This is a genomic window from Planococcus circulans (genome assembly GCF_020023385.1).
Classification (GTDB): domain Bacteria; phylum Bacillota; class Bacilli; order Bacillales_A; family Planococcaceae; genus Planococcus.
Genome location: NZ_JAIQCL010000001.1, coordinates 158820 through 178750, shown reverse-complemented (window position 1 = coordinate 178750; position 19931 = coordinate 158820). Strand labels below are relative to the sequence as shown.

Here is a 19931-nt window from a genome sequence, read left to right as displayed (position 1 = left end):
AAAGGCTTTTTATTTAGTGCAGGTGTTTCAGCATCTGGATTTAGCGGGCGCTTGCGCTTTTCTTTATTTTTGACATAGTTATCGGTACAATGATACATAACAGAAGAAAGTTGGAGGGGTTAGCATGTCTGAAGAGATTACGGTATTGGTAGTGGACGATGAGGAACGGATTCGGCGATTGCTGAAGATGTATCTGGAACGTGAGGGTTATTTGGTGGAAGAAGCTGAGAATGGTGTCCAGGCACTCGAAATGGCGACGGAAAAAGATTACCATTGCATTTTGCTCGATCTGATGATGCCTGAAAAAGATGGCATTGAAGTTGCTACGGAATTGCGTGAAACGAAAATGACACCGATCATCATGCTTACCGCAAAAGGCGAAGAAGCCAACCGTGTGGAAGGCTTTGAATCCGGAGCGGATGATTATATTGTCAAACCCTTCAGTCCAAGAGAAGTGGTGTTGCGTGTCAAAGCGATATTACGGCGTTCATCCGCCTATTCGCCCATCTCTAATTCAACAGTCTCAAAAGACTTGGTTGTCTTTCCCCATCTGACGATAGACCATGACGCGCACCGGGTCACTGCTGATGGCGTAGAAGTGAATTTAACACCAAAAGAATACGAATTACTATACTTTTTAGCAAAAGCACCCGATAAGGTATTTGACCGGGAGCATTTGCTGAAAGAAGTTTGGCATTACGACTTCTTCGGCGATCTGCGGACTGTCGATACACATGTCAAGCGCTTACGTGAAAAATTGAACCGCGTGTCGGAGTCTGCAGCGAAGATGATCGTCACCGTTTGGGGCGTAGGCTATAAGTTTGAGGTAGGAAATGAATAGAATATGGAATAGTGTCGTCGGGAAGCTCTGGATTACGATCCTGCTTCTCGTTTCCTTTGTCCTTTTTATAGTGACAGTTCTGCTTTTGGAGTTTCTTGGAAACTACCACAGCGAAACAGTGGAAGAAGCGTTGAACAGCGAAGCGAATATGATTGCGAATATTTTCAACGACCACGAAGAAGTGTCCGGTGCGCTGGGGATCATTGAAGATGTCATCGGACCAGAAACCAATGCGGTTATCGCTGAAGAGCCATATGACAGCAGTTATTATATTCATGATGGCTTAAATGGCGCGGAAACGCGTGAAAAGATATTGAATGAACCTACTTTTCAAAAGGTATTTGAAACTAGTGAAACAGTGATGAAGGAAATGCTTCTGCCTTCACTGACGGAACAGAACCGTCTGGAGTCCTACATTGTCCTGGCAAGTCCATTGCAGACTGGAGAAGAGCAGCATGGGGTCGTATTTATCTATCAATCATTGGAAGTGATGGACCGCACTGCAGAACGGACCACTAATATTGTTTTTCTGTCGGCATTCATCGCTCTTTTGCTGACGACGTTTTTTGCGTTCTTTTTGTCTTCCCGAATTACGTCGCCTCTCCGGAAAATGCGGGAAGGTGCATTTGAATTGGCGAAAGGCAATTTTGACACTAAAGTGAGAGCTACTTCAAGCGACGAAATCGGTCAATTGGCTACGGCATTCAATCAAATGGGCCGTCAACTAAAGCATCACGTTGAAGTGATCAATCAGGAAAAAGAACAATTATCCAGTATTTTGACATCGATGGCTGATGCAGTCATTACTTTTAATCAGGATAAAACCATCTTATTGAGTAATCCGCCAGCAGAGAAATTATTGCAGCAATGGGTCTTTAAAAAGGGCGCAACTGAAGCTCAGCCACTGCCGCCGGAAATGCTTCATATGCTCGATCATGTACTCGGCTTTGAAGAGGAGATCGAGGAGGAGCTGGAGATTGAAGGTGCTTATTACGCCATTAATTTCAGCCCCTTATACAGTGGTGAAACCATACGGGGCGCTGTTGCCGTTTTGCATAATATGACGGAGCAGCACCGTTTGGAAAAACTGAGAGAAGATTTTATTGCCAATGTATCCCATGAGTTACGGACTCCGATAGCCATGCTTCAGGGTTATAGTGAAGCGATTCTTGACGATGTCGGGGCTACAGAGGAAGAAAGACGTGAAATGACCAAAATCATTTATGAAGAATCACAGCGGATGGGGCGTTTAGTCACCGATCTATTGAATTTGGCACGAATGGAATCCGGTCATATGAGGCTTTACAAAGAAATTGTCCAATTGAATGGGGCAATTGAGCGCATGACACTTAAATTCTCGCAAATTGCTAAGGAGAACGGAGTCCAGCTATTGTTCGAAACGACAATCGACGATTGGTCAGCCATTGAAATCGATCAAGATCGAATTGAACAGGTTATGACCAATCTGATAGATAATGCGATCCGCCATACACCCGAAGGAGGGCAAGTGGTGGTTCGTGTCGAACAACAACAGGAGTATGCGAAAATATCCATTAATGATAATGGAGTAGGAATTTCAGAAAAAGATCTGGAGTTCGTCTTTGAACGTTTTTATAAAGCGAATAAGGCCAGAACACTCGGCAAAGGCGGAACTGGACTTGGGCTGGCAATTGCCAGTAATATCATCCAGGCGCATGAAGGCAAAATCTATGCAGAGAGTAAAATGGGACAGGGAACTTCATTTGTCTTTTTACTTCCTTTGAAGAATATGTAACTTTCTATAGACAGAGACGACTAATCCTAAGAACGGGGGGAGCATATTGAATGACTCCGTTTTCCATCGGCTGTATGAACAATATCACCAGGACGTTTTTCAATTCTTGATTTATCTGGTGAAAAACAGGCATCTTTCAGAAGATTTGATGCACGAAGTGTACATCCGTGTTTTTCGGGCATATGACCGTTTTGAAGGGAAAAGCTCTGAGAAAACATGGCTTTTTTCGATTGCCAAAAACGTAGCGATTGATCATTTCCGAAAAACAGCAGTACGTAAAAAACACTCGATGGAGTTTTTTGATTGGGAAACACAGCAATTGGTTTCGTCTGACCGAATTCCTGAAGAAGTATCCTTATTGAACGAAGATAAAATCCTTCTGTACAAGGCATTGGATACCTGTACGGGAGACCAGAAAATGGTTATCATCATGCGGTTCTTCCAAGATTTGTCGATAGCAGAGACTGCTGATGTTCTGGGGTGGACTGAAGGGAAAGTAAAGACCACACAGCACCGCGCAATCAAATCCTTGCGCGAAAAATTAATAGCCAGGGAAGGGGGAGAAGAAAATGCCGAATAGCAAATGGACCGATGAGACTATCGAAGATTTGTTAAAGGATTTCCCCACTATAAAAGATGACCGGACAAAAGAAGAAGTTTATAATCGGCTGCTCCAAAAAGAGAAGGTCCAAAAAAGGCCGAAAAGATGGCTTCCATTATTGGTAGCGGCATTGGCGTTTATCACCATTGGCATAATGGTGGCTTCCATCATCAGCCAAAACGGAATAGATACCGCTCAAAATCCAGAAAGTTCAAGTGGCGAATCAGAGGAGTCTACGGCTGTAACTGAGGAAAATGGACAAGAAGGGGCTGCTGATATGGCTGCTGATGAAGAATCCGGAACAGAAGAACCGGGTCCATTTTCAACTTCACAGGTTGAAGTTCCGTTACGGACAGCAGCTTATGAAGAGTCGATCGGTGAACAGGTACTCATGACACTTGGAATGACAGAAAATGCGTTCGTAATACCGGTCTCTTTCTTGATTCCAAGTGACCAGGTTGATGCAGCATTTGAAGGCATCGCCCCCTCCTCCCTTGATTTGTATAAGGAATACGCCGATGATATTGATGAAACACAACTAGGATTCGACGAATATCATCCTTATGTCGGAACGTTGGAAAAAACAGCTTCTGGCATCCGTCATATGTTGCCTCAGGACCATCAATATGACTTGGCATCTGCCAGTATCGGTGTCTATTTCAATACACTTTCAGAGACATTTACAGACGTACCTGAAATAGAAACGGTCAATGAGGATGGATCACCCGCGGAGTTTTCTGAAATCGGACAAGTGGAGCCACTCGTTCCAGACCAAAACAATATTGCCTATTATTCATTTTCAGCTGTAAATGGCCAGATTTACCTGGTGCCTGGCTATGATATGCCGTTTGAAGAAGTGAGTGAAGCACTGAAAGCACTTGCAGACAGCCCGAACGATTTCTATCAGCCAACCGTTCCGGCAGACCTGGAGTTTCAGGTGGCAGAGACGGCAGACTTGGTAGAGATTGAGTTTGAAGGTGCAGTCGACCTGATTTCGATGGACCAGTTGGAAGCTGTCCGGATGATCGAAAGCCTAGTTATGACGGCTGATGCTTTTGATAAAGAAGTGAAAGTGAACGGCTTGAAACCGGAAATCTGGAATGGATTTGACTTTAGCCAACCATTGCCGATTCCAGTGGCACCAAACCTGCTGGACTGGCCGGTGCAGTAAAAAGAGGCGTTGTAAACAAATCTGTTTACAACGCCTCTTTTTTATACTAAGATTAGGCCATAACAAAATATCGATTCATCTTCGGGGCAGGGTGCAATTCCCTACCGGCGGTAATTGAACTCTGTTCATAAGCCCGCGAGCCGTAAAACGCAGGATTTGGTGAGACTCCAAAGCCGACAGTATAGTCTGGATGGGAGAAGGTGAAGGTGCGGACGTTTGTCGTTTACATGTAGACGGAACGCTTATTAAGTGTGCCTTTTCTCCCTTAAGTGCTTGTTGCTTAAGGGTTTTTATATGTAAATGCTGGGTCCAAGCCTTTCTTCTGGTGAATCACGACAAGGAGAGAGGAATATGAAGAACAAGAAGTTACAAACGATGATCGTCATTGGAATGTTGAGCAGTATTTCCTTTATTTTGATGCTTTTCAACTTTCCGCTACCCGCTTTACCTGCTTTTTTGAAAGTGGATTTCAGTGATGTGCCTGCGTTGATTGCAGCCGTTACAATGGGCCCGGTAGCAGGGATATTAGTCGCATTCTTTAAAAACGCATTGGATTGGTTATTTGCAGGAAGTCCAACAGGCGTTCCGGTTGGGCACATGGCGAATTTTGTGACAAGTCTGCTGTTCATTTTGCCGGTTTATTTTATTTATCACAAAGTAGCAACCAAAAAAGGCATGGCTTTCGGATTGGCAGTTGGTACATTATCCATGGCGATCGGTATGAGTATTTTAAATTACCTGGTCTTTCTGCCGATGTACACGTATTTCCTCAACATGCCAGCTGAAACAGGCAGTGTGTTGTTCGGAACCATCGTTTTGGGGATTTTACCGTTTAACTTAATCAAAGGCCTGCTCTTGACTGCCGTCGTCCTGCTGATGTTCAGCAGCATGCACACGTGGATCGAAAAGCAGCGTTCCTATTATTTATCTATAGATAGAAAAGCGTAAGCGCCCGTGTAGCTCTGCCGGGCATAAAGCAACCCAGCAGGATGGCGCTCTTTGCCATTCAGCTGGGTTGACTCATGACCCAAAGAGCTGGGCGCTGAAGCTGGACAAACAAAAATACTTTACTTTAAAATCAAAAAAGAAGGCGTTCGGGAGGTTAACCTCCCGAACGCCTTTTCTAGTTGAATCAGTCTTCGTATTTTAAAGGGTCGCCTTCGAAAGATGAATCTGCAACTTTGATGGAATCTGTTGGACATCCTTCAAATGCATCTTCCATGTCTTCCTCGAGTTCGTCTGGAACTTGTTCTGTTCCCATGTTATTATCTAAAATAACAAAAGCGATTCCTTCGTCATCGTAATCATAAATATCAGGTGCAGCAGCACCACAAGCACCACAAGCGATACAAGTATCCTTGTCGACAATGGTATACTTAGCCATATTGTTTTCCTCTCCTTTATCTCCGAACAAGTTCAGTTATGCTATCGTATTTATTCTAAAGGTGTTTGAGGAGTTTTTCAACCCAAAACCGCTAGGGGGCGCAAGCTTGTTATTTACCGAACTCATTTTGGCCATTATGAAGGCCGTTAATCGGCAGCGGACCATCTCTTCTCCTTATCATTTGATAAAAGGAAAGAAGTCTGGGCAAACGATACAGGATATCGGCTATTTCGGTCTTTATCCTTATTTCGGTGTGCTGCCAAAACTAGATAAGAAAGCCTATGACGGAGCGGTTCAGAGCTTGTTTTTACAAGGTTATTTATTGGCCAATGATCAAGTGGTCGATCTGTCCGAAAAAGCGTTGGACTTGGATATTGAAGCTTCGCCATTGAACGGTTGGAAATACAGGGGCAATGAAAATCTTTTCTTTAGCCGCTTGTCACTAATTGTTCAAACTTTCTCCCATTTCAGCCAACAGGCAAATGTCTTTGATCCAATTGTCAGCAACGAAGAAATACAAAGCTGGGTAAAAATCTATCTAAACCGGATCCGCTTTCGTGATTTGACAGTGGCTCAACGCTTTAAAGAAGAACTTGTAATTACATTAACCGATACGGCTGTATCTGAAACACATAAAATGATCGTCATGGAGCGTTTATCCGGACTCGGATTGAGCGGCATGACGTGGCAGCAAATTGCAGCTTCCAAAAACCTGTCCGTCATGGATGTCCAATTGATGGCTGTAGAAACACTGCATGGTTGGATGGCGGTGATTGAACGTTCCAAGCCACCGCTCTTGACCGGACTTATGGAAGGCATCATTCAGCAGTCTTCGTTAACCGAGTCTGCACAACGCACAGAAAAACTGTTTGAGAGGGGCTTTTCTTTGGAACAGATCGCTTCTCTTCGCCAATTGAAATCCAGTACCATCGAAGACCATTTCGTGGAGTTGGCAATGAATGATCCATATTTCAATTATGCACCGTTCGTAGATGCTGCCTTATTTGAGGCGATCATTGCCGAAAGCCGACGTCAGAAAACAAAAAGATTGCGTGAAATCAAAGAACATTTACCGGAGGCGAGCTATTTTCAAATACGTCTGGCTCTGGCGATTAGGGAGGAACAAGGATGACTCTGGATGACTTATTATATTCCACCTATGGTTTCTCTTCATTCCGGCCAGGTCAGCGGGAAATCATTGAGCGGGTATTGGCCGGCGATGATGTCATCGCCTTGTTGCCGACTGGAATGGGGAAATCAATCTGTTACCAGCTGCCTGCAAAACTTTTGCCGGGCAGTGTCTTGATCGTATCTCCATTGCTGTCACTGATGCAAGATCAAGTCGCCCAACTGAAAAAAATGGGTGAGAAATCAGTTGTCGCCATCAACTCATTTTTAAAGCCGGAAGATAAAGAGAAAATCTGGAACAGCCTGAGCTCTTATAAGTTTATTTTCATATCACCGGAGATGCTGGTTCAGCCTTTTGTTAAAAGACAGCTGCAACAGCTCCGGATTTCCTTGCTGGTAGCCGATGAGGCCCATTGCATCTCACAATGGGGTTTTGACTTCAGACCGGATTACCTGCGAATTTCAGAAATCCTGCCCACTTTGAAATTCCCCCAAGTATTGGCATTGACTGCGACAGCTACGGAAAAAGTTACGGAAGAAATAAAGAAATACCTTGAATTGAAACAACCTTATATTTACTGCCATCCCATGGACAGGAAAAATATTGTCTACGATATAAAAAAGTTTGAAGATGGCCGTGAAAAGCTGGATTTTCTGAAGGGTTTTATTCGGAAATTCAATGGTCCCGGAATTATTTATGCAGGCACTAGAAAAAAGTCCCAAGAACTGTCGATGCTTTTAACAGAACAAGGTATTTCCTCTGCTTTTTATCACGGAGGAATGGAGCATCAGGATCGGATTTTTGTCCAACAGCAATTCCAGAACGGTGAACTGCAATGGATCTGCTCTACGAATGCTTTCGGGATGGGGGTCCATATCCCGAATATTCGCCATGTCATCCATTTTCAATTGCCGACTTCCATAGAAGGATATGTCCAGGAAGTGGGAAGAGCCGGAAGAGATGGCCAACCAGCTTTGGCTACGCTGCTTTATGCGCAAGGTGATGAAGCATTGCTTGAAAGCCTGGTCATGGACGATTTGCCGAATCAGCATGAAATCGAAGCGGTATACCGCGAGGGCAGTGCGGCGACGTACTTACTCGATCAGGGGATTGTCCGGGAAACTGCATTTCGCGTACTCTCTTATTGGATCACCAAATTGCCTTTGGAAGGCGTCATCAGGCAAATGGAACTCCTGAGAAGCGGAAAGAGGCAGCAAGCTGCGAAAATTCGTGAGTTTCTATTCCATGAAGACTGCCTGCGCAGCTATATTATCGAATGCTTTGATCAGGAGCTCTTAGACAAACCGATTAATTGTTGTGTGAATGATGGAATTGATTACACTGCCTTTGAAGCTTATTCAGATTCAAAAGAAAAGCAAATACCCCTTGAATGGCAAGACCGTTTACGTGTAATATTACCTATATAAGAATCTCATTAACTAACATTTACAAATGAGCCTTTTTTCGTCATAATAGATATATTAGTACAGATAGGGGTAGTCACGTATGGGGAATAATAGTTATCATGAGTCGATTGAGAAGAATCGACAGGAAATATCGGTGGACAAAAATTCGGCATTGTCGAGAGCAGCTCAACGGCAGGCACAAAAGCCTAAGGCCAAAAAAAGCAAAAGCCTCTTGATGCCTGCATTATTTTTTATCTTTATATTAATTCCGGTTTCTTTGCTGATTTATGTGGCTTTCTTATTCGAACCCGACGATACACTGACAGCTAAACCCGCAGAAAATGAAGTAAGCTTTGAGATGAATACCCAACCGTCGGCTGCTTCTATCGCTGCTGCAGATGAAGAGAAAGAGAAAGCTGAAGAAGAGCAAGCTAAAAAAGACAAGGCTGCTGCAGAAAAAGAAGCAGCAGCTGCAAAAGCGGCTGAAAAAGAAGAGGCTGATGCTACCGCAAAAGCAGAAGAAAAGGCCAAAGAGGAAGCTGCCGCGAAAGCCGATGCTGAAGCGAAGGCGAAAGCTGCAGAAGCGGAAGCTCAGGCAAACGCTGAAGCCAAAGCGAAAGCCGATGCTGAAGCGAAAGCCGTAGCAGAAGCCCAGGCAAAGAAAGAAGCAGAGGCGAAAGCAAAAGCTGAAGCTGATAAAGAAGAGGAAGCTCCTAGTGCAAACGGTAAAACCTATGTTGTTCAATCCAGCGAAACCTTGTATCGAATCGCTGTCAATAATTACGGAGCAGCAGGAGCGGCTGCAGCAGTGGAAAAAATCAAACAGGCTAATGGGTTGAGTTCGAACAGCATCAGCCCTGGCCAAACCTTGATTTTACCTTAAGCAGTCGGTTGATTAAAAGCAGCCGGATAGGGAATAATGAGTAGAGAATAGAGAGTGAGGCGAGCAGATGTTTGTTAAAAGTGCAATGGTTAAACGAGAAAAATGCCATACAGTAAAGTTAAATGACTCCGTACAAGTAGGTTTCGATCTATTGGAAAAGTATTCAATCGATGCTTTGCCGGTAGTTGAAGGAACAGAGTACAAAGGGATTTTCACTTGGTATCATGCATACCGTGCCTTTTTCTATTCTGGAAAAACGAAAGAAGAGTTCAATAGCACAACTAAAGTTAGCGACGTAATCGTCAACGAAGATGTTTATCTGAATATCAATGATGTGTATGAAAAAGCGCTGGTTGAATTGAATGATTTCCCAATTATTGCAGTAGTTGAAGACCAGCAATTTTTAGGGATCGTGACCCGTTTCGACATCGTCAACCAATTGCAAAGTGCTTTTGGGATGAACAAACCAGGTTACCGCATTACATTTACATCGGTGGAATCGGAAGGCCGGATTGGCCGACTTGGAGAAATCATTGAAAAATACAAGGAATCTGTCATTTCCCTCGTCACTTTTGATGAAACCAATAAAATGGTACGTCGCATTGTCTTGAAGATTAAAAAGAAGGATAATGTCAATCGTTTTGTGAAAGAACTGGAAAAATCCGGTTTCCGTGTATTGGACATCGCAGAAGATTAATAGCAGAATAAGAAGAAAAAACATAAGCCGCGCTTATGTTTTTTCTTCTTTTTGGAAGGAAGCCCGACATGAAATATTTGATTCGTATAGTTCTGGCAGCTTTGGCGCTGCTTCTTTTTATGGTCCGAAATGCTTTTTCGGAAAAACTTGTGAAAAAAACAGTTGAATTGCGTGCCGTCAAACCTTTTGAGCCGTTTAAACTCCTTTTTATCGCCGACGTCCATCGCAGAGTCATTCAATCCGACATAATCGATTTCCCGATAGATATCATCATAATCGGTGGCGACTTGGTGGAGAAAGGTGTTCCACTGGAGCGGGTTGCTGAAAACATAAAAACCTTGACAGCCCGTGCTCCCGTTTACTTTGTTTGGGGCAATAACGACCGGGAAGTCGACGAAACTTCGCTCAGAAAAATTTTCGATCATTATGGAGTGAATGTACTGGATGACCGATCGATGACACTGTTCGGCAACGACCGGTTGAAGCTGGTTGGATTTGACCATTTTGCCTATAAACCTGAGGGGTTGGAAAATGCTTTCAAAGAGATTAGTGATCAGGACACGGTCCTGTTTGTTTCGCATACACCTTTTGATTTCTGGAAAATCAAAGGGGAATATTCAGCGGATCTGCTGCTTGCCGGCCATACCCACGGTGGGCAAATACGTATCGGACCATTTGGTTTGTTCAGGATTGGTTCTATGAAGATGAAGAAGGACCGGGTTGAGTTAATCAGCAACGGCTTCGGAACGACGACTTTGCATCTGCGGCTAGGTGCACAAGCGGAATATCATCTATTGACTGTTAAGCCTAAAGTAGAGATGTCCGAATAAAAGTTTGTCACAAACCAGCTGCATCCATTATGCTTAGAAAAGGATTAAATACAGGAGATGTTCAGATATGGAATATGTAGATGCCCTAATTATCGGAGGCGGGCCGTGCGGCTTATCGGCCGCCATTGAATTGAAAAAAAACGGCCTTCAGCCGCTAGTCATCGAAAAAGGCAATATCGTCAATGCCATTTTCAATTACCCAACCCATCAAACCTTTTTTAGTACAAGTGAAAAATTATCGATTGGGGATGTGCCATTCATCATCGAAGGAAGTAAACCCAAACGCAATCAGGCGCTGGTCTATTACCGGGAAGTCGTTAAGCGGAGCGGTATCAAAGTGCGTTCGTTTGAGACGGTGGAACAGGTGGAAAAAGACGGCTTGTTTACCGTGGCCACTTCAAAAGGCCAATACCAGGCAAAGTATGTAATTGCTGCCACCGGCTATTATGATCAGCCCAATGAACTTGAAGTGGAAGGTGCAGATCTTCCTAAAGTGATGCATTACTTTAAGGAGGGCCATCCATATTTTGATCAGGATGTTTTGATTATCGGAGGGAAAAACTCCGCTGTTGATGCAGCCCTTGCTTTGCACAAGGCTGGAAGCCGAGTAACGGTTTCCTATCATGGCACCAGCTACTCGAAAAGCATTAAGCCCTGGATTCTGCCGGAATTTGATGGTTTGGTACGAAAAGGGGAAATTACGATGCTGTTCGACTCGATGGTCGACAAAATTACGGACAGCAGTGTGGAGTTGACCGTCAATGATCAAAAAGAAACGATTCCCAATCAATTCGTTTTTGCGATGATCGGCTATCATCCCGATCATCAATTCCTAAGATCGATGGGCATTTCCATCGATCCGGTTTCCGGGCGCCCAAGCTTCGATGAAAACTCGATGGAGACCGATGTGGAAAATCTGTACATTGCTGGAGTCATCGCGGCAGGCAATAATGCCAATGAAATCTTTATTGAAAATGGACGCTTTCATGGACAGCAAATTGCGGAAGCTATTGCAAAAAAAGAAAGCACAGCTTGATTGTGCTTTCTTTTTTATGGTCCTGAAAATTATGGGCGAATAACTGGAACAAGAAAGGAAGTTGGAGTATGAAGAAAAAAGTATCATTGATTACCACAGGGGGGACAATTGCCAGCAGGGAGATTTCTAACGGGCTTTTAAAATCCGGTGCGATTTCAGGAAAAGAATTAGCTGAGCTATGCCAGCTGCCGGAAGAAATTGAAGTTAAAGTAATCGACGTATTCCAGTTGCCGAGCATGCATATCGGCTTCGATGAGATGTTGACAGTAAGAGAAGCAGTCCTTAAAGAACTGCAGGATCCCGAAGTTGAAGGGGTCGTTGTGACACATGGCACGGATACTTTAGAGGAAACCTCTTATTTTTTGGATTTGACAATTGACGATGAACGGACTGTGGTCATCACAGGCTCACAGCGTTCTCCTGAGGAAGTTGGAACCGACGTCTACTCCAACCTCCGCAACTCCATTTATGTGGCGGTGGACCACAGTCTAAGAGGGATAGGAGCTGTTGTCGTATTCAATGAGCGGATATACAGTGCCAAATATGTTAAGAAAGTCCATTCCAGCAATCTGCAGGGCTTTGATTCGTTTGGGCATGGTTATCTTGGCATCATTGACAACGATACAGTGAGGGTCTATCAGAAGCCGGTGATGCATGAAGTTCACGAGGTCCATGGACCATTGCCGCGGGTGGATATCATCAAATGCCACTCAGGTCAGGATGGCTATTTAATCGATATGCTGGTTGCCGGGCCTTCTGAAGGCATTGTTCTGGAAGCGGCCGGCAGAGGGCAAGTGTCTCCTCATATGGTGGAGGCGATCGACCATGCAGTCAGGCAGGGGATTCCGGTGGTTTTGACGACTGGCGCTGAAGAAGGAAATGCCTATCCGGCATACAGCTATCCAGGAAGCGCGCATGACCTGCTGACGCGCGGCGTTATTTTGGGAAGTGACTACGACAGCAAAAAAGCACGCATTAAGCTTGCGGTATTATTGTCAGCTAAAAGCGAGGTACAGGCAGATGTTTTTAACCGATAACCAATTGGGAAAAACTATCCAGTCAAGGTGAAAATGATGTTGCAAAACATGGTACACTAAATGTAATCCAAACAAAGGGGTACGCGTATGATCATCTTACTAACTGTAGCAATAGCCCCAAGTCTAGCGCTTTTCAGTTATTTGTATTTGCGCGATCAATTTGCAAGTGAACCGTCGAAGCTGCTGTTTCAAAGTTTTTTATATGGAGCTGTTCTGACGTTCCCGATACTTTTTGTCCAATACGTATTTAATGCTGAAGGCGTCTTTACCAATGATTTTACCCAGAATATCCTGTTTTCCAGTGTAATTGAAGAGTTTTTCAAATGGCTGGTTTTATTGATTGCGGTCTATCGCCACGTCGATTTTGAAGATCCCTATGATGGAATTCTCTATGGAGCCAGTGTTTCTTTGGGATTCGCAACAGTCGAAAACATTTTATACTTGCTGGAGTTCGGGCTTCAGACCGCTTTTATGCGGGCATTTCTCCCGGTATCGAGTCATGCATTGTTCGGTGTTGTCATGGGCTATTATTTCGGCAAGGCGAAGTTCACCAGAAGCAGCAAACGCTGGCGTTGGATCGGTTGGGCGTTTATAAGTTCTGTGATTCTTCATTTGGCTTATAACACCAGCCTGTACGTTTATGACAACATCATGTATGGAGCCATTCCGTTCATGCTGTTCCTCTGGTGGTTCGGCCTCCGAAAAGTCAAACAGGCCCACCAACTTTCCCTGACGCATTACCATGACCATAATTCGTCAGCGCAATCAGGCGAGCTAAAATGAATTTCCAAAGAAAAAGTCTTATACATGAAGACTTTTTTTTTATGTTAAAATATGATGAATACATAGGATGAGGTGACTATTTTGACGAAACCGATACAAATAGCGATTGATGGGCCAGCTGCTGCAGGCAAAAGCACAATAGCGAAAATTGTGGCAGAGAAATTAGGCTATGTTTACATCGATACCGGTGCTATGTACCGTGCTATTACATTAAAAGCTCTTACAGAAGGAATCAATATGGCCAGTAACGAAGAGGCCGGCAAATTATTATCGAAAACAGAAATCGACCTGCAGCCGACAGAAGATGGCCAATTGGTATTCCTAGATAAAAAAGATGTAACAGAAGCGATCCGTTCCCAGCACGTAACGAAAGCTGTTTCTGAAATGGCTGCCCATGAACTGGTCCGCCTGCGGATGGTTGAACTGCAACAGCAATTGGCTGAAGGGCGGGGAGTGGTCATGGATGGCCGGGATATCGGGACCCATGTTCTACCGGAAGCAGCATTGAAAGTGTTCATGTCGGCATCTGTCGAGGAACGTGCAAGAAGAAGGTTCGAGGAAAACAAGAAAAGGGACATTTTGACGCCCCTTGAAGATCTGCAAGCTGAAATTGCCAAAAGGGATAAAATGGACAGTGAACGCGAAGTGGCACCGCTGCGCCAGGCGGCAGACGCAATCTATCTCGATACAACCGCTCTGACGATTGATCAGGCGGCGCAGGAAATATTGAAACTGGCTGAAGAGAGGTTGGGGTAAAGTGAATTTATATGCAGTTGGCAAAGGCCTGGTAAAAACCGTATTAAGTCCTTTCTATCGTTTTGAAGTGATCGGAGCTGAGAATTTCCCAAAAGAAGGCGGTATTCTCCTATGTTCCAACCATATCCATGCGCTCGACCCGCCCGTTGTCGGAATGACGGCTCCAAGAACTGTGCATTTCATGGCAAAAGAAGAACTCTTCAAGGCTCCTATTCTGGGGCCGATTCTTCCGAAGGTGAACGCTTTCCCGGTCAAACGGGGGATGAGTGATCGTGAAGCTCTCCGTACAGCGCTGAAGATTTTGAAAAGCGGTGAAGTTGTAGGGCTATTTCCTGAAGGCACCCGTTCAACGGATGGCGTATTGAAAAAAGGGCTGAGCGGCGCTGGATTTTTCGCGCTCCGCGGCAATGCAGACGTAATGCCCTGTGCGATTATCGGGCCTTATAAAGCATTCCGCAAGGTCAGAGTCGTATACGGAGAACCGATCCGGATGGACCCGTTCCGCGAGCGGAAAGCTTCAGTTGATGAAGTGACCGAAGCCATTATGGGCAGTATACAGAAGATTTTGGATGAGTATGCCGACAATAAGTGATAATTTTTGTTTTTATTAGAGAATTCGAATAAAATAGAAGGTGGATAGTTTGTGAAGGAGGGCTACTTATGTCAGAGGAAACGAACATGATGGAAAACCGTGACTTCCAAACAGGAGATCGCGTAAAAGGGATAGTGGCAAAAATAGAAGAAAAAGCAGTAACCGTAACAATTGAGGGGGCGCCTTTTGACGGCATCATACCTATTAGTGAGTTATCAAGCCTTCATATCGAAAAGGCATCGGATTCCGTTGAAGTCGGTGACGAACTGAATCTGATCATAACGAAAGTGGAAGATGAGAATTTTGTTTTATCCAAACGCAAAGTCGATGCCGAACAGGCATGGGATGAATTGGAGAAAAAATTCGAATCGGGCGAGATTATAGAAGCTGAAGTAAAAGACGTCGTAAAAGGCGGTCTGGTAGTTGACCTGGGCGTGCGCGGATTTGTTCCCGCTTCCTTAGTGGAAGATTACTTTGTTGAGTCTTTTGAGGATTATAAAGGAAAGACATTGACCTTTAAAATCGTCGAAATGGAAAAAGAAAATAACCGTCTGATCCTTTCCCATCGGGCAGTCATCGAGAAGGAAAAAGAGTCGCAGAAAGAACAGGTGATGGAACAGATCCATGCCGGAGATGAGCTGAAAGGGAAGGTGCAGCGCATTGCTTCTTTTGGTGCATTTGTCGATATAGGCGGAGTAGACGGCTTGGTCCATATCTCCCAATTGTCGCATGAACATGTGGAAAAAGTTTCTGACGTAGTGACGGAAGGCCAGGAAGTTACAGTTAAAGTGCTTTCAGTCGACCGTGATTCGGAGCGCATTTCACTGTCCATCAAGGATACTCTTCCTGGGCCGTGGGATTCCATTGACGAAAAAGCGCCAAAAGGTTCAGTCCATACCGGTACGGTCAAACGCCTTGTCAGCTATGGAGCATTTGTGGAAGTTCTGCCTGGAGTTGAAGGGCTGGTCCACATTTCTCAAATTGCACACAAGCATATCGCAACACCGAACGAAGTGTTGACGGAAGGCGAAGAAGTTCAAGTTAAAGTGCTGGAAGTCAATAAAGCTGATAAACGCCTGTCGCTCAGCATCAAGGAACTGCAGGAAAAAGAAAGCGAACAGGATTTCTCAAATTATGATATGCCTGAAGAGTCTACTGGTTTCTCCATCAGTGATGTAATCGGCGATAAATTAAAAGGATTTAAGTCCGAATAACATGTCGAGAGCCGAACGGAAAATGGATCATATACAATACGCTTTATCGACAGGGCAGACCAGAAAAAACATGTTCGATGATATCCGGTTCGTTCATCAGGCTTTGCCTGATTCGGCGGTCGCCGATATTAGTATAAAACCAATAACAGGTGATTTGAACTTGAAATCACCTGTTTTTATTAATGCCATGACGGGCGGCGGGGGCAGGGACACCGAGCAATTGAACGGTCTTTTAGCCCGGGTTGCCAGAGAGACGGGAGTTGCGATGGCGGTTGGGTCGCAGATGGCGGCACTCAAAGACAGCAGCGAACGGCAGTCCTATGCAATTGTCAGAAAGCAAAACCCCGAAGGCATCCTGTTCGCAAACCTTGGCAGCGAAGCAACTGTGCAACAGGCAGCGGAAGCGGTTGAAATGATCGAAGCAAACGCATTGCAGATTCATTTGAATGTTGTGCAGGAGTTGACCATGCCTGAAGGAGATCGTGATTTCCGGGGAGCGTTGGAACGCATACAGGCAATTGCTGAGCATCTTTCCGTCCCTGTGATCATCAAAGAGACGGGCTTTGGCATATCGCGCGAAGCTGCAGAAAAATTGAAGGATACCGGTATATCGGCAATTGATGTCAGTGGCTTTGGCGGAACGAATTTTGCGCTCATCGAAAATGAGCGGCGACGAAGAAAGCTTGCCTATTTTGAAGACTGGGGCATTCCGACAGCTGCAGCGATTGTGGAAGTGAAGAGCGTCTTTAAAAAAACGGTCCTTGCTTCCGGCGGCATACAGGATGCACAGGACATGATCAAAGCTTTTCTACTGGGAGCAGATGCAGTGGGTCTCGCAGGTTCTTTTCTGAAGATCGCCATACAAGATGGCGAAACTCAGCTCATCCATGATATAGAAGCGTTGTATGAAGATTTGGCGATGATAATGACGGCCCTTGGAGCAGAAAACCTGACAGAGTTGCAGAAATGTCCGGCAGTCATTACCGGGGAATTGGCACAGTATCTCGGTGCCAGAGGCTTTAGTCCGGCATCTTATGCAAACCCAGAGAAAAACTGAATATTGCACATTTTAAGGGGATGGACATTTAACAGATGCCATCGCCTTTTTCGTGTATAATAGGCATATCAGAAGTGGAAGGATGAATTTATTATGTCTAAACCGGTAGTAGCAATAGTAGGCCGGCCGAACGTTGGTAAGTCCACGATATTCAATCGCGTGGTAGGAGAACGGGTTTCCATAGTGGAAGATATTCCAGGAGTGACGCGTGACCGTATTTACAGCTCGGCAGATTGGCTGACACATGAATTTAACATTATAGACACAGGAGGCATCGATCTTCGTGACGAGCCATTCCTTGAACAGATCCGCCAGCAGGCAGAAATCGCCATGGACGAAGCGGATGTCATCATTTTCCTTGTCAACGGACGCGATGGTGTTACTGCACAGGACGAACAAGTAGCCAAAATTTTATACCGTACAAAAAAACCGGTCATTTTGGCCGTCAATAAAATCGATAATCCTGATATGCGCCACATGATCTATGATTTCTACACACTTGGAATGGGCGAACCCTTTCCGCTTTCAGGATCACACGGATTGGGGTTAGGGGATCTTTTGGACGAAGTAGCCAAAAACTTCCCGACAGACGATGAAGAAGAGTATCCGGATGACGTCATCAAATTCTCATTGATCGGCCGTCCGAATGTCGGCAAATCATCTCTTGTGAACTCATTCCTGGGTGAAGAACGCGTTATCGTCAGCGAAGTCGCAGGAACCACGCGCGACGCTGTTGATACTCAATATGAATACAATGACCAGCCATACGTTATTATCGATACGGCTGGAATGCGCAAAAAAGGGAAAGTTTATGAGACGACTGAGAAATACAGCGTATTGCGTGCTTTGCGTGCCATTGAACGCTCGGACGTTGTTTTAGTGGTCTTGAACGCAGAAGAAGGCATTCAGGAACAGGATAAAAAAATTGCCGGATATGCACACGAAGCCGGTAAAGCGATCATCATTATCGTCAACAAATGGGATGCCATCGAAAAAGATGAGAAAACCATGAATGTCATGACACGCAAAATTCGTGAGCATTTCCTATTCCTGGATTATGCACCGATCATGTTTGTCTCCGCAATCAGCGGCAAGCGTGTCCACAATATCTTGGAGATCGTCAACAAAGTAAATGACAACCATTCAAGACGTATCCAGTCGAGTATCTTGAACGAAGTAATTGAAGACGCAGTTGCCATGAATCCGGCACCTACGGATAAAGGCCGTCGTCTGCGTGTTTATTATGCAACTCAAGTGGCCATCAAGCCGCCGACATTCGTCGTCTTTGTCAATGAACCGGATCTGATGCATTTCAGCTATGAACGCTTCCTGCAGAACCGGATCCGCGAAAGCTTCGATTTTGAAGGAACTCCTCTTCGTCTGATAACGAGAGCGCGTACTTAAGGTAAAAGGTGGTTTTAGCTTATGGAAAAAGTTTCTGTTTTTGGAGCAGGAAGCTGGGGGACCGCATTGAGTTATGTATTGGCTCAAAACGGCCATGATTTATTGCTATGGACACATCGCCAGGAACAGGCTGATGAGATCAACCAGCATACAAACAAACGGTATTTAAAAGATACGCAATTGCCGGAGAGCCTGAAGGCGACGAGCGATTTGGCTGCAGCTGTCGAGCACGCGGATATTTTTGTCCTCGCTGTTCCGACGAAAGCCATCCGGGAAGTCTGCCAGGATATCAAAAGGAATCTGGATCGTAAGATTCTATTCGTTCACGTTTCCAAAGGAATTGAACCGGATTCACTAAAGCGGATCAGTGAAATGATCCGTGAGGAAATACCGGAACAATGGATTGAAGATGTGGTTGTATTGTCGGGTCCAAGTCATGCGGAAGAAGTGGTTCAGGAGCATCCGACTACTGTTACAGCGGCTTGCGAGAACACCGCAGCAGCTAATCGGATCCAGGATCTGTTCATGAACCATTATTTCCGTGTCTATACGAATACGGACGTCATTGGCGTTGAAATCGGCGGTGCTTTGAAGAACATCATTGCCTTGGCAGTGGGAATCACTGACGGTTTAGGTTTCGGCGATAATGCGAAAGCGGCCATCATGACACGCGGACTGGCTGAAATCGCACGGCTTGGCGTAAAAATGGGGGCAACCCCTTTAACGTTCTCCGGATTGACCGGAGTGGGTGACTTAATCGTGACCTGTACGAGTGTGCATTCGCGTAATTGGCGGGCAGGAAATATGCTCGGCAAAGGCAAGTCCCTCGACGAAGTGCTGGAAGAAATGGGCATGGTCGTCGAAGGGATCCGCACCACAAAAGCGGCTTATCAATTGTCTAAAGCATATGATGTGCCGATGCCGATCACTGCGGCGCTTTATGCAGTTCTTTTTGACAACGTGTCGACTGACGATGCGGTTGGAAAATTGATGGGACGCATGAAGAAGAACGAAATGGAAGATTTGATCAACTTGCTTTAATTGTCACAAAAGAAGAGGATGCTACAAGCTGACTCTTCTTTTTTTATGCTATACTATTGACTGAAACACTATGAAAGGCGGGCAATTATGAGTGCTTTAGATAAAATGTGGGTATCATTTGCTGGGATTGCTTTTTTGATGATTTCAATGGGCTTTATCTATTTAAGCAGATACAAACTGAAAAACGGCATCCTTAAATTTATTTTCGCGCTAGTTGCATACATCTTGCTGATTCTTGGATTCTTTATCATGATATTCACAGTATTCAGCGGCCCTACCGGCGGCGCATGAGGTG

At 44.9% G+C, this 19931-nt stretch carries 21 protein-coding genes and 1 riboswitch; of the genes, 20 read left to right on the top strand and 1 reads right to left on the bottom strand.

Annotated features, from left to right (window positions below; translation table 11 throughout):
- Nucleotides 1-124: 124 nt before the first annotated feature.
- The 5 genes from K8U60_RS00990 (at nt 125) to K8U60_RS00970 (ending at nt 5335) form a co-directional block, all read left to right on the top strand.
- Nucleotides 125-841 carry a response regulator transcription factor gene (locus tag K8U60_RS00990; RefSeq protein WP_223632916.1) on the top strand — a complete coding sequence of 239 codons (717 nt, stop codon included), beginning with the start codon at nt 125-127 and terminating at the stop codon, nt 839-841.
- Nucleotides 834-2615, top strand: a complete 1782-nt coding sequence (locus K8U60_RS00985; RefSeq protein WP_223632912.1) for an ATP-binding protein — start codon at nt 834-836, stop codon at nt 2613-2615. Before K8U60_RS00990 ends, K8U60_RS00985 begins: the two co-directional genes overlap by 8 nt.
- A 46-nt stretch (nt 2616-2661) precedes the next feature.
- A complete protein-coding gene (gene sigX / locus K8U60_RS00980) occupies nt 2662-3195 on the top strand; it encodes an RNA polymerase sigma factor SigX (RefSeq protein WP_223632908.1) in 534 nt (177 codons plus the stop codon).
- Nucleotides 3185-4387: a hypothetical protein gene (locus tag K8U60_RS00975; RefSeq protein ID WP_223632905.1), complete on the top strand. Its 1203-nt coding sequence runs from the start codon at nt 3185-3187 to the stop codon at nt 4385-4387. Before sigX ends, K8U60_RS00975 begins: the two co-directional genes overlap by 11 nt.
- A 73-nt stretch (nt 4388-4460) precedes the next feature.
- Nucleotides 4461-4593, top strand: a riboswitch (FMN riboswitch).
- Between the two features lie 145 nt (nt 4594-4738).
- On the top strand, nt 4739-5335 hold the full coding sequence (locus K8U60_RS00970) for an ECF transporter S component (protein ID WP_223632902.1): 597 nt from the start codon (nt 4739-4741) through the stop codon (nt 5333-5335).
- A 184-nt stretch (nt 5336-5519) separates the two neighbouring features.
- Here the strand turns inward: K8U60_RS00970 and K8U60_RS00965 are convergent, their stop codons facing one another.
- A complete protein-coding gene (locus tag K8U60_RS00965; protein WP_142826477.1) occupies nt 5520-5771 on the bottom strand; it encodes a ferredoxin in 252 nt (83 codons plus the stop codon).
- Between the two features lie 106 nt (nt 5772-5877).
- On the opposite strand from K8U60_RS00965, the gene K8U60_RS00960 reads away from it, so the two are divergent.
- The 15 genes from K8U60_RS00960 to K8U60_RS00890 all read left to right on the top strand — a co-directional run bounded on the left by K8U60_RS00960 (nt 5878) and on the right by K8U60_RS00890 (nt 19927).
- Nucleotides 5878-6903 carry a YpbB family protein gene (locus K8U60_RS00960; protein WP_223632899.1) on the top strand — a complete coding sequence of 342 codons (1026 nt, stop codon included), beginning with the start codon at nt 5878-5880 and terminating at the stop codon, nt 6901-6903.
- Nucleotides 6900-8327, top strand: coding sequence for a RecQ family ATP-dependent DNA helicase (locus K8U60_RS00955; protein WP_223632896.1), 1428 nt, complete (start codon nt 6900-6902; stop codon nt 8325-8327). The genes K8U60_RS00960 and K8U60_RS00955 overlap by 4 nt, the downstream gene beginning before the upstream one ends.
- A gap of 79 nt (nt 8328-8406) precedes the next feature.
- Nucleotides 8407-9189 carry a LysM peptidoglycan-binding domain-containing protein gene (locus K8U60_RS00950; protein WP_223632893.1) on the top strand — a complete coding sequence of 261 codons (783 nt, stop codon included), beginning with the start codon at nt 8407-8409 and terminating at the stop codon, nt 9187-9189.
- Nucleotides 9190-9256: 67 nt separating this feature from the next.
- A complete protein-coding gene (locus tag K8U60_RS00945) occupies nt 9257-9886 on the top strand; it encodes a CBS domain-containing protein (RefSeq protein ID WP_223632890.1) in 630 nt (209 codons plus the stop codon).
- A 68-nt stretch (nt 9887-9954) separates the two neighbouring features.
- Nucleotides 9955-10716 carry a metallophosphoesterase gene (locus tag K8U60_RS00940; RefSeq protein ID WP_223632883.1) on the top strand — a complete coding sequence of 254 codons (762 nt, stop codon included), beginning with the start codon at nt 9955-9957 and terminating at the stop codon, nt 10714-10716.
- Between the two features lie 67 nt (nt 10717-10783).
- Nucleotides 10784-11752 carry a YpdA family putative bacillithiol disulfide reductase gene (locus K8U60_RS00935; protein ID WP_223632879.1) on the top strand — a complete coding sequence of 323 codons (969 nt, stop codon included), beginning with the start codon at nt 10784-10786 and terminating at the stop codon, nt 11750-11752.
- A gap of 68 nt (nt 11753-11820) precedes the next feature.
- Nucleotides 11821-12789, top strand: a complete 969-nt coding sequence (locus K8U60_RS00930; protein WP_223632876.1) for an asparaginase — start codon at nt 11821-11823, stop codon at nt 12787-12789.
- 87 nt (nt 12790-12876) lie between these two features.
- The gene (gene prsW / locus K8U60_RS00925; RefSeq protein WP_223632873.1) at nt 12877-13572 is read left to right on the top strand and encodes a glutamic-type intramembrane protease PrsW; all 696 of its coding nucleotides are present in this window, start codon (nt 12877-12879) and stop codon (nt 13570-13572) included.
- An 81-nt stretch (nt 13573-13653) separates the two neighbouring features.
- A complete protein-coding gene (gene cmk, locus K8U60_RS00920) occupies nt 13654-14328 on the top strand; it encodes a (d)CMP kinase (RefSeq protein ID WP_223632858.1) in 675 nt (224 codons plus the stop codon).
- 1 nt (nt 14329) lies between these two features.
- Nucleotides 14330-14920 (top strand): lysophospholipid acyltransferase family protein, encoded by a 591-nt coding sequence (locus K8U60_RS00915; protein WP_223632856.1) that lies wholly within the window; start codon nt 14330-14332, stop codon nt 14918-14920.
- A gap of 68 nt (nt 14921-14988) precedes the next feature.
- Nucleotides 14989-16134, top strand: a complete 1146-nt coding sequence (rpsA, locus tag K8U60_RS00910; protein ID WP_223632854.1) for a 30S ribosomal protein S1 — start codon at nt 14989-14991, stop codon at nt 16132-16134.
- A gap of 22 nt (nt 16135-16156) precedes the next feature.
- Entirely contained in the window at nt 16157-17191 is a 1035-nt protein-coding gene (fni, locus tag K8U60_RS00905; RefSeq protein ID WP_317851893.1) for a type 2 isopentenyl-diphosphate Delta-isomerase, read from the top strand.
- Between the two features lie 93 nt (nt 17192-17284).
- The gene (gene der / locus K8U60_RS00900; protein WP_223632848.1) at nt 17285-18595 is read left to right on the top strand and encodes a ribosome biogenesis GTPase Der; all 1311 of its coding nucleotides are present in this window, start codon (nt 17285-17287) and stop codon (nt 18593-18595) included.
- Nucleotides 18596-18616: 21 nt separating this feature from the next.
- Nucleotides 18617-19636 carry an NAD(P)H-dependent glycerol-3-phosphate dehydrogenase gene (locus K8U60_RS00895; protein ID WP_223632845.1) on the top strand — a complete coding sequence of 340 codons (1020 nt, stop codon included), beginning with the start codon at nt 18617-18619 and terminating at the stop codon, nt 19634-19636.
- 87 nt (nt 19637-19723) lie between these two features.
- Nucleotides 19724-19927, top strand: coding sequence for a DUF2768 domain-containing protein (locus K8U60_RS00890; RefSeq protein ID WP_223632841.1), 204 nt, complete (start codon nt 19724-19726; stop codon nt 19925-19927).
- Nucleotides 19928-19931: the final 4 nt, after the last annotated feature.

What these genes read in the sequence shown, in the direction of transcription:
- K8U60_RS00985 (WP_223632912.1), top strand. Translation starts at nt 834, where the DNA reads ATGAATAGAATATGGAATAGTGTCGTCGGGAAGCTCTGGATTACGATC.
- K8U60_RS00945 (WP_223632890.1), top strand. Translation starts at nt 9,257, where the DNA reads ATGTTTGTTAAAAGTGCAATGGTTAAACGAGAAAAATGCCATACAGTA.
- K8U60_RS00890 (WP_223632841.1), top strand. Translation starts at nt 19,724, where the DNA reads ATGAGTGCTTTAGATAAAATGTGGGTATCATTTGCTGGGATTGCTTTT.
- K8U60_RS00940 (WP_223632883.1), top strand. Translation starts at nt 9,955, where the DNA reads ATGAAATATTTGATTCGTATAGTTCTGGCAGCTTTGGCGCTGCTTCTT.
- K8U60_RS00950 (WP_223632893.1), top strand. Translation starts at nt 8,407, where the DNA reads ATGGGGAATAATAGTTATCATGAGTCGATTGAGAAGAATCGACAGGAA.
- K8U60_RS00990 (WP_223632916.1), top strand. Translation starts at nt 125, where the DNA reads ATGTCTGAAGAGATTACGGTATTGGTAGTGGACGATGAGGAACGGATT.
- der (WP_223632848.1), top strand. Translation starts at nt 17,285, where the DNA reads ATGTCTAAACCGGTAGTAGCAATAGTAGGCCGGCCGAACGTTGGTAAG.
- K8U60_RS00895 (WP_223632845.1), top strand. Translation starts at nt 18,617, where the DNA reads ATGGAAAAAGTTTCTGTTTTTGGAGCAGGAAGCTGGGGGACCGCATTG.
- K8U60_RS00975 (WP_223632905.1), top strand. Translation starts at nt 3,185, where the DNA reads ATGCCGAATAGCAAATGGACCGATGAGACTATCGAAGATTTGTTAAAG.
- prsW (WP_223632873.1), top strand. Translation starts at nt 12,877, where the DNA reads ATGATCATCTTACTAACTGTAGCAATAGCCCCAAGTCTAGCGCTTTTC.
- K8U60_RS00970 (WP_223632902.1), top strand. Translation starts at nt 4,739, where the DNA reads ATGAAGAACAAGAAGTTACAAACGATGATCGTCATTGGAATGTTGAGC.
- K8U60_RS00955 (WP_223632896.1), top strand. Translation starts at nt 6,900, where the DNA reads ATGACTCTGGATGACTTATTATATTCCACCTATGGTTTCTCTTCATTC.
- fni (WP_317851893.1), top strand. Translation starts at nt 16,157, where the DNA reads ATGGATCATATACAATACGCTTTATCGACAGGGCAGACCAGAAAAAAC.
- K8U60_RS00965 (WP_142826477.1), bottom strand. Translation starts at nt 5,771, where the DNA reads ATGGCTAAGTATACCATTGTCGACAAGGATACTTGTATCGCTTGTGGT.
- rpsA (WP_223632854.1), top strand. Translation starts at nt 14,989, where the DNA reads ATGTCAGAGGAAACGAACATGATGGAAAACCGTGACTTCCAAACAGGA.
- K8U60_RS00930 (WP_223632876.1), top strand. Translation starts at nt 11,821, where the DNA reads ATGAAGAAAAAAGTATCATTGATTACCACAGGGGGGACAATTGCCAGC.
- K8U60_RS00935 (WP_223632879.1), top strand. Translation starts at nt 10,784, where the DNA reads ATGGAATATGTAGATGCCCTAATTATCGGAGGCGGGCCGTGCGGCTTA.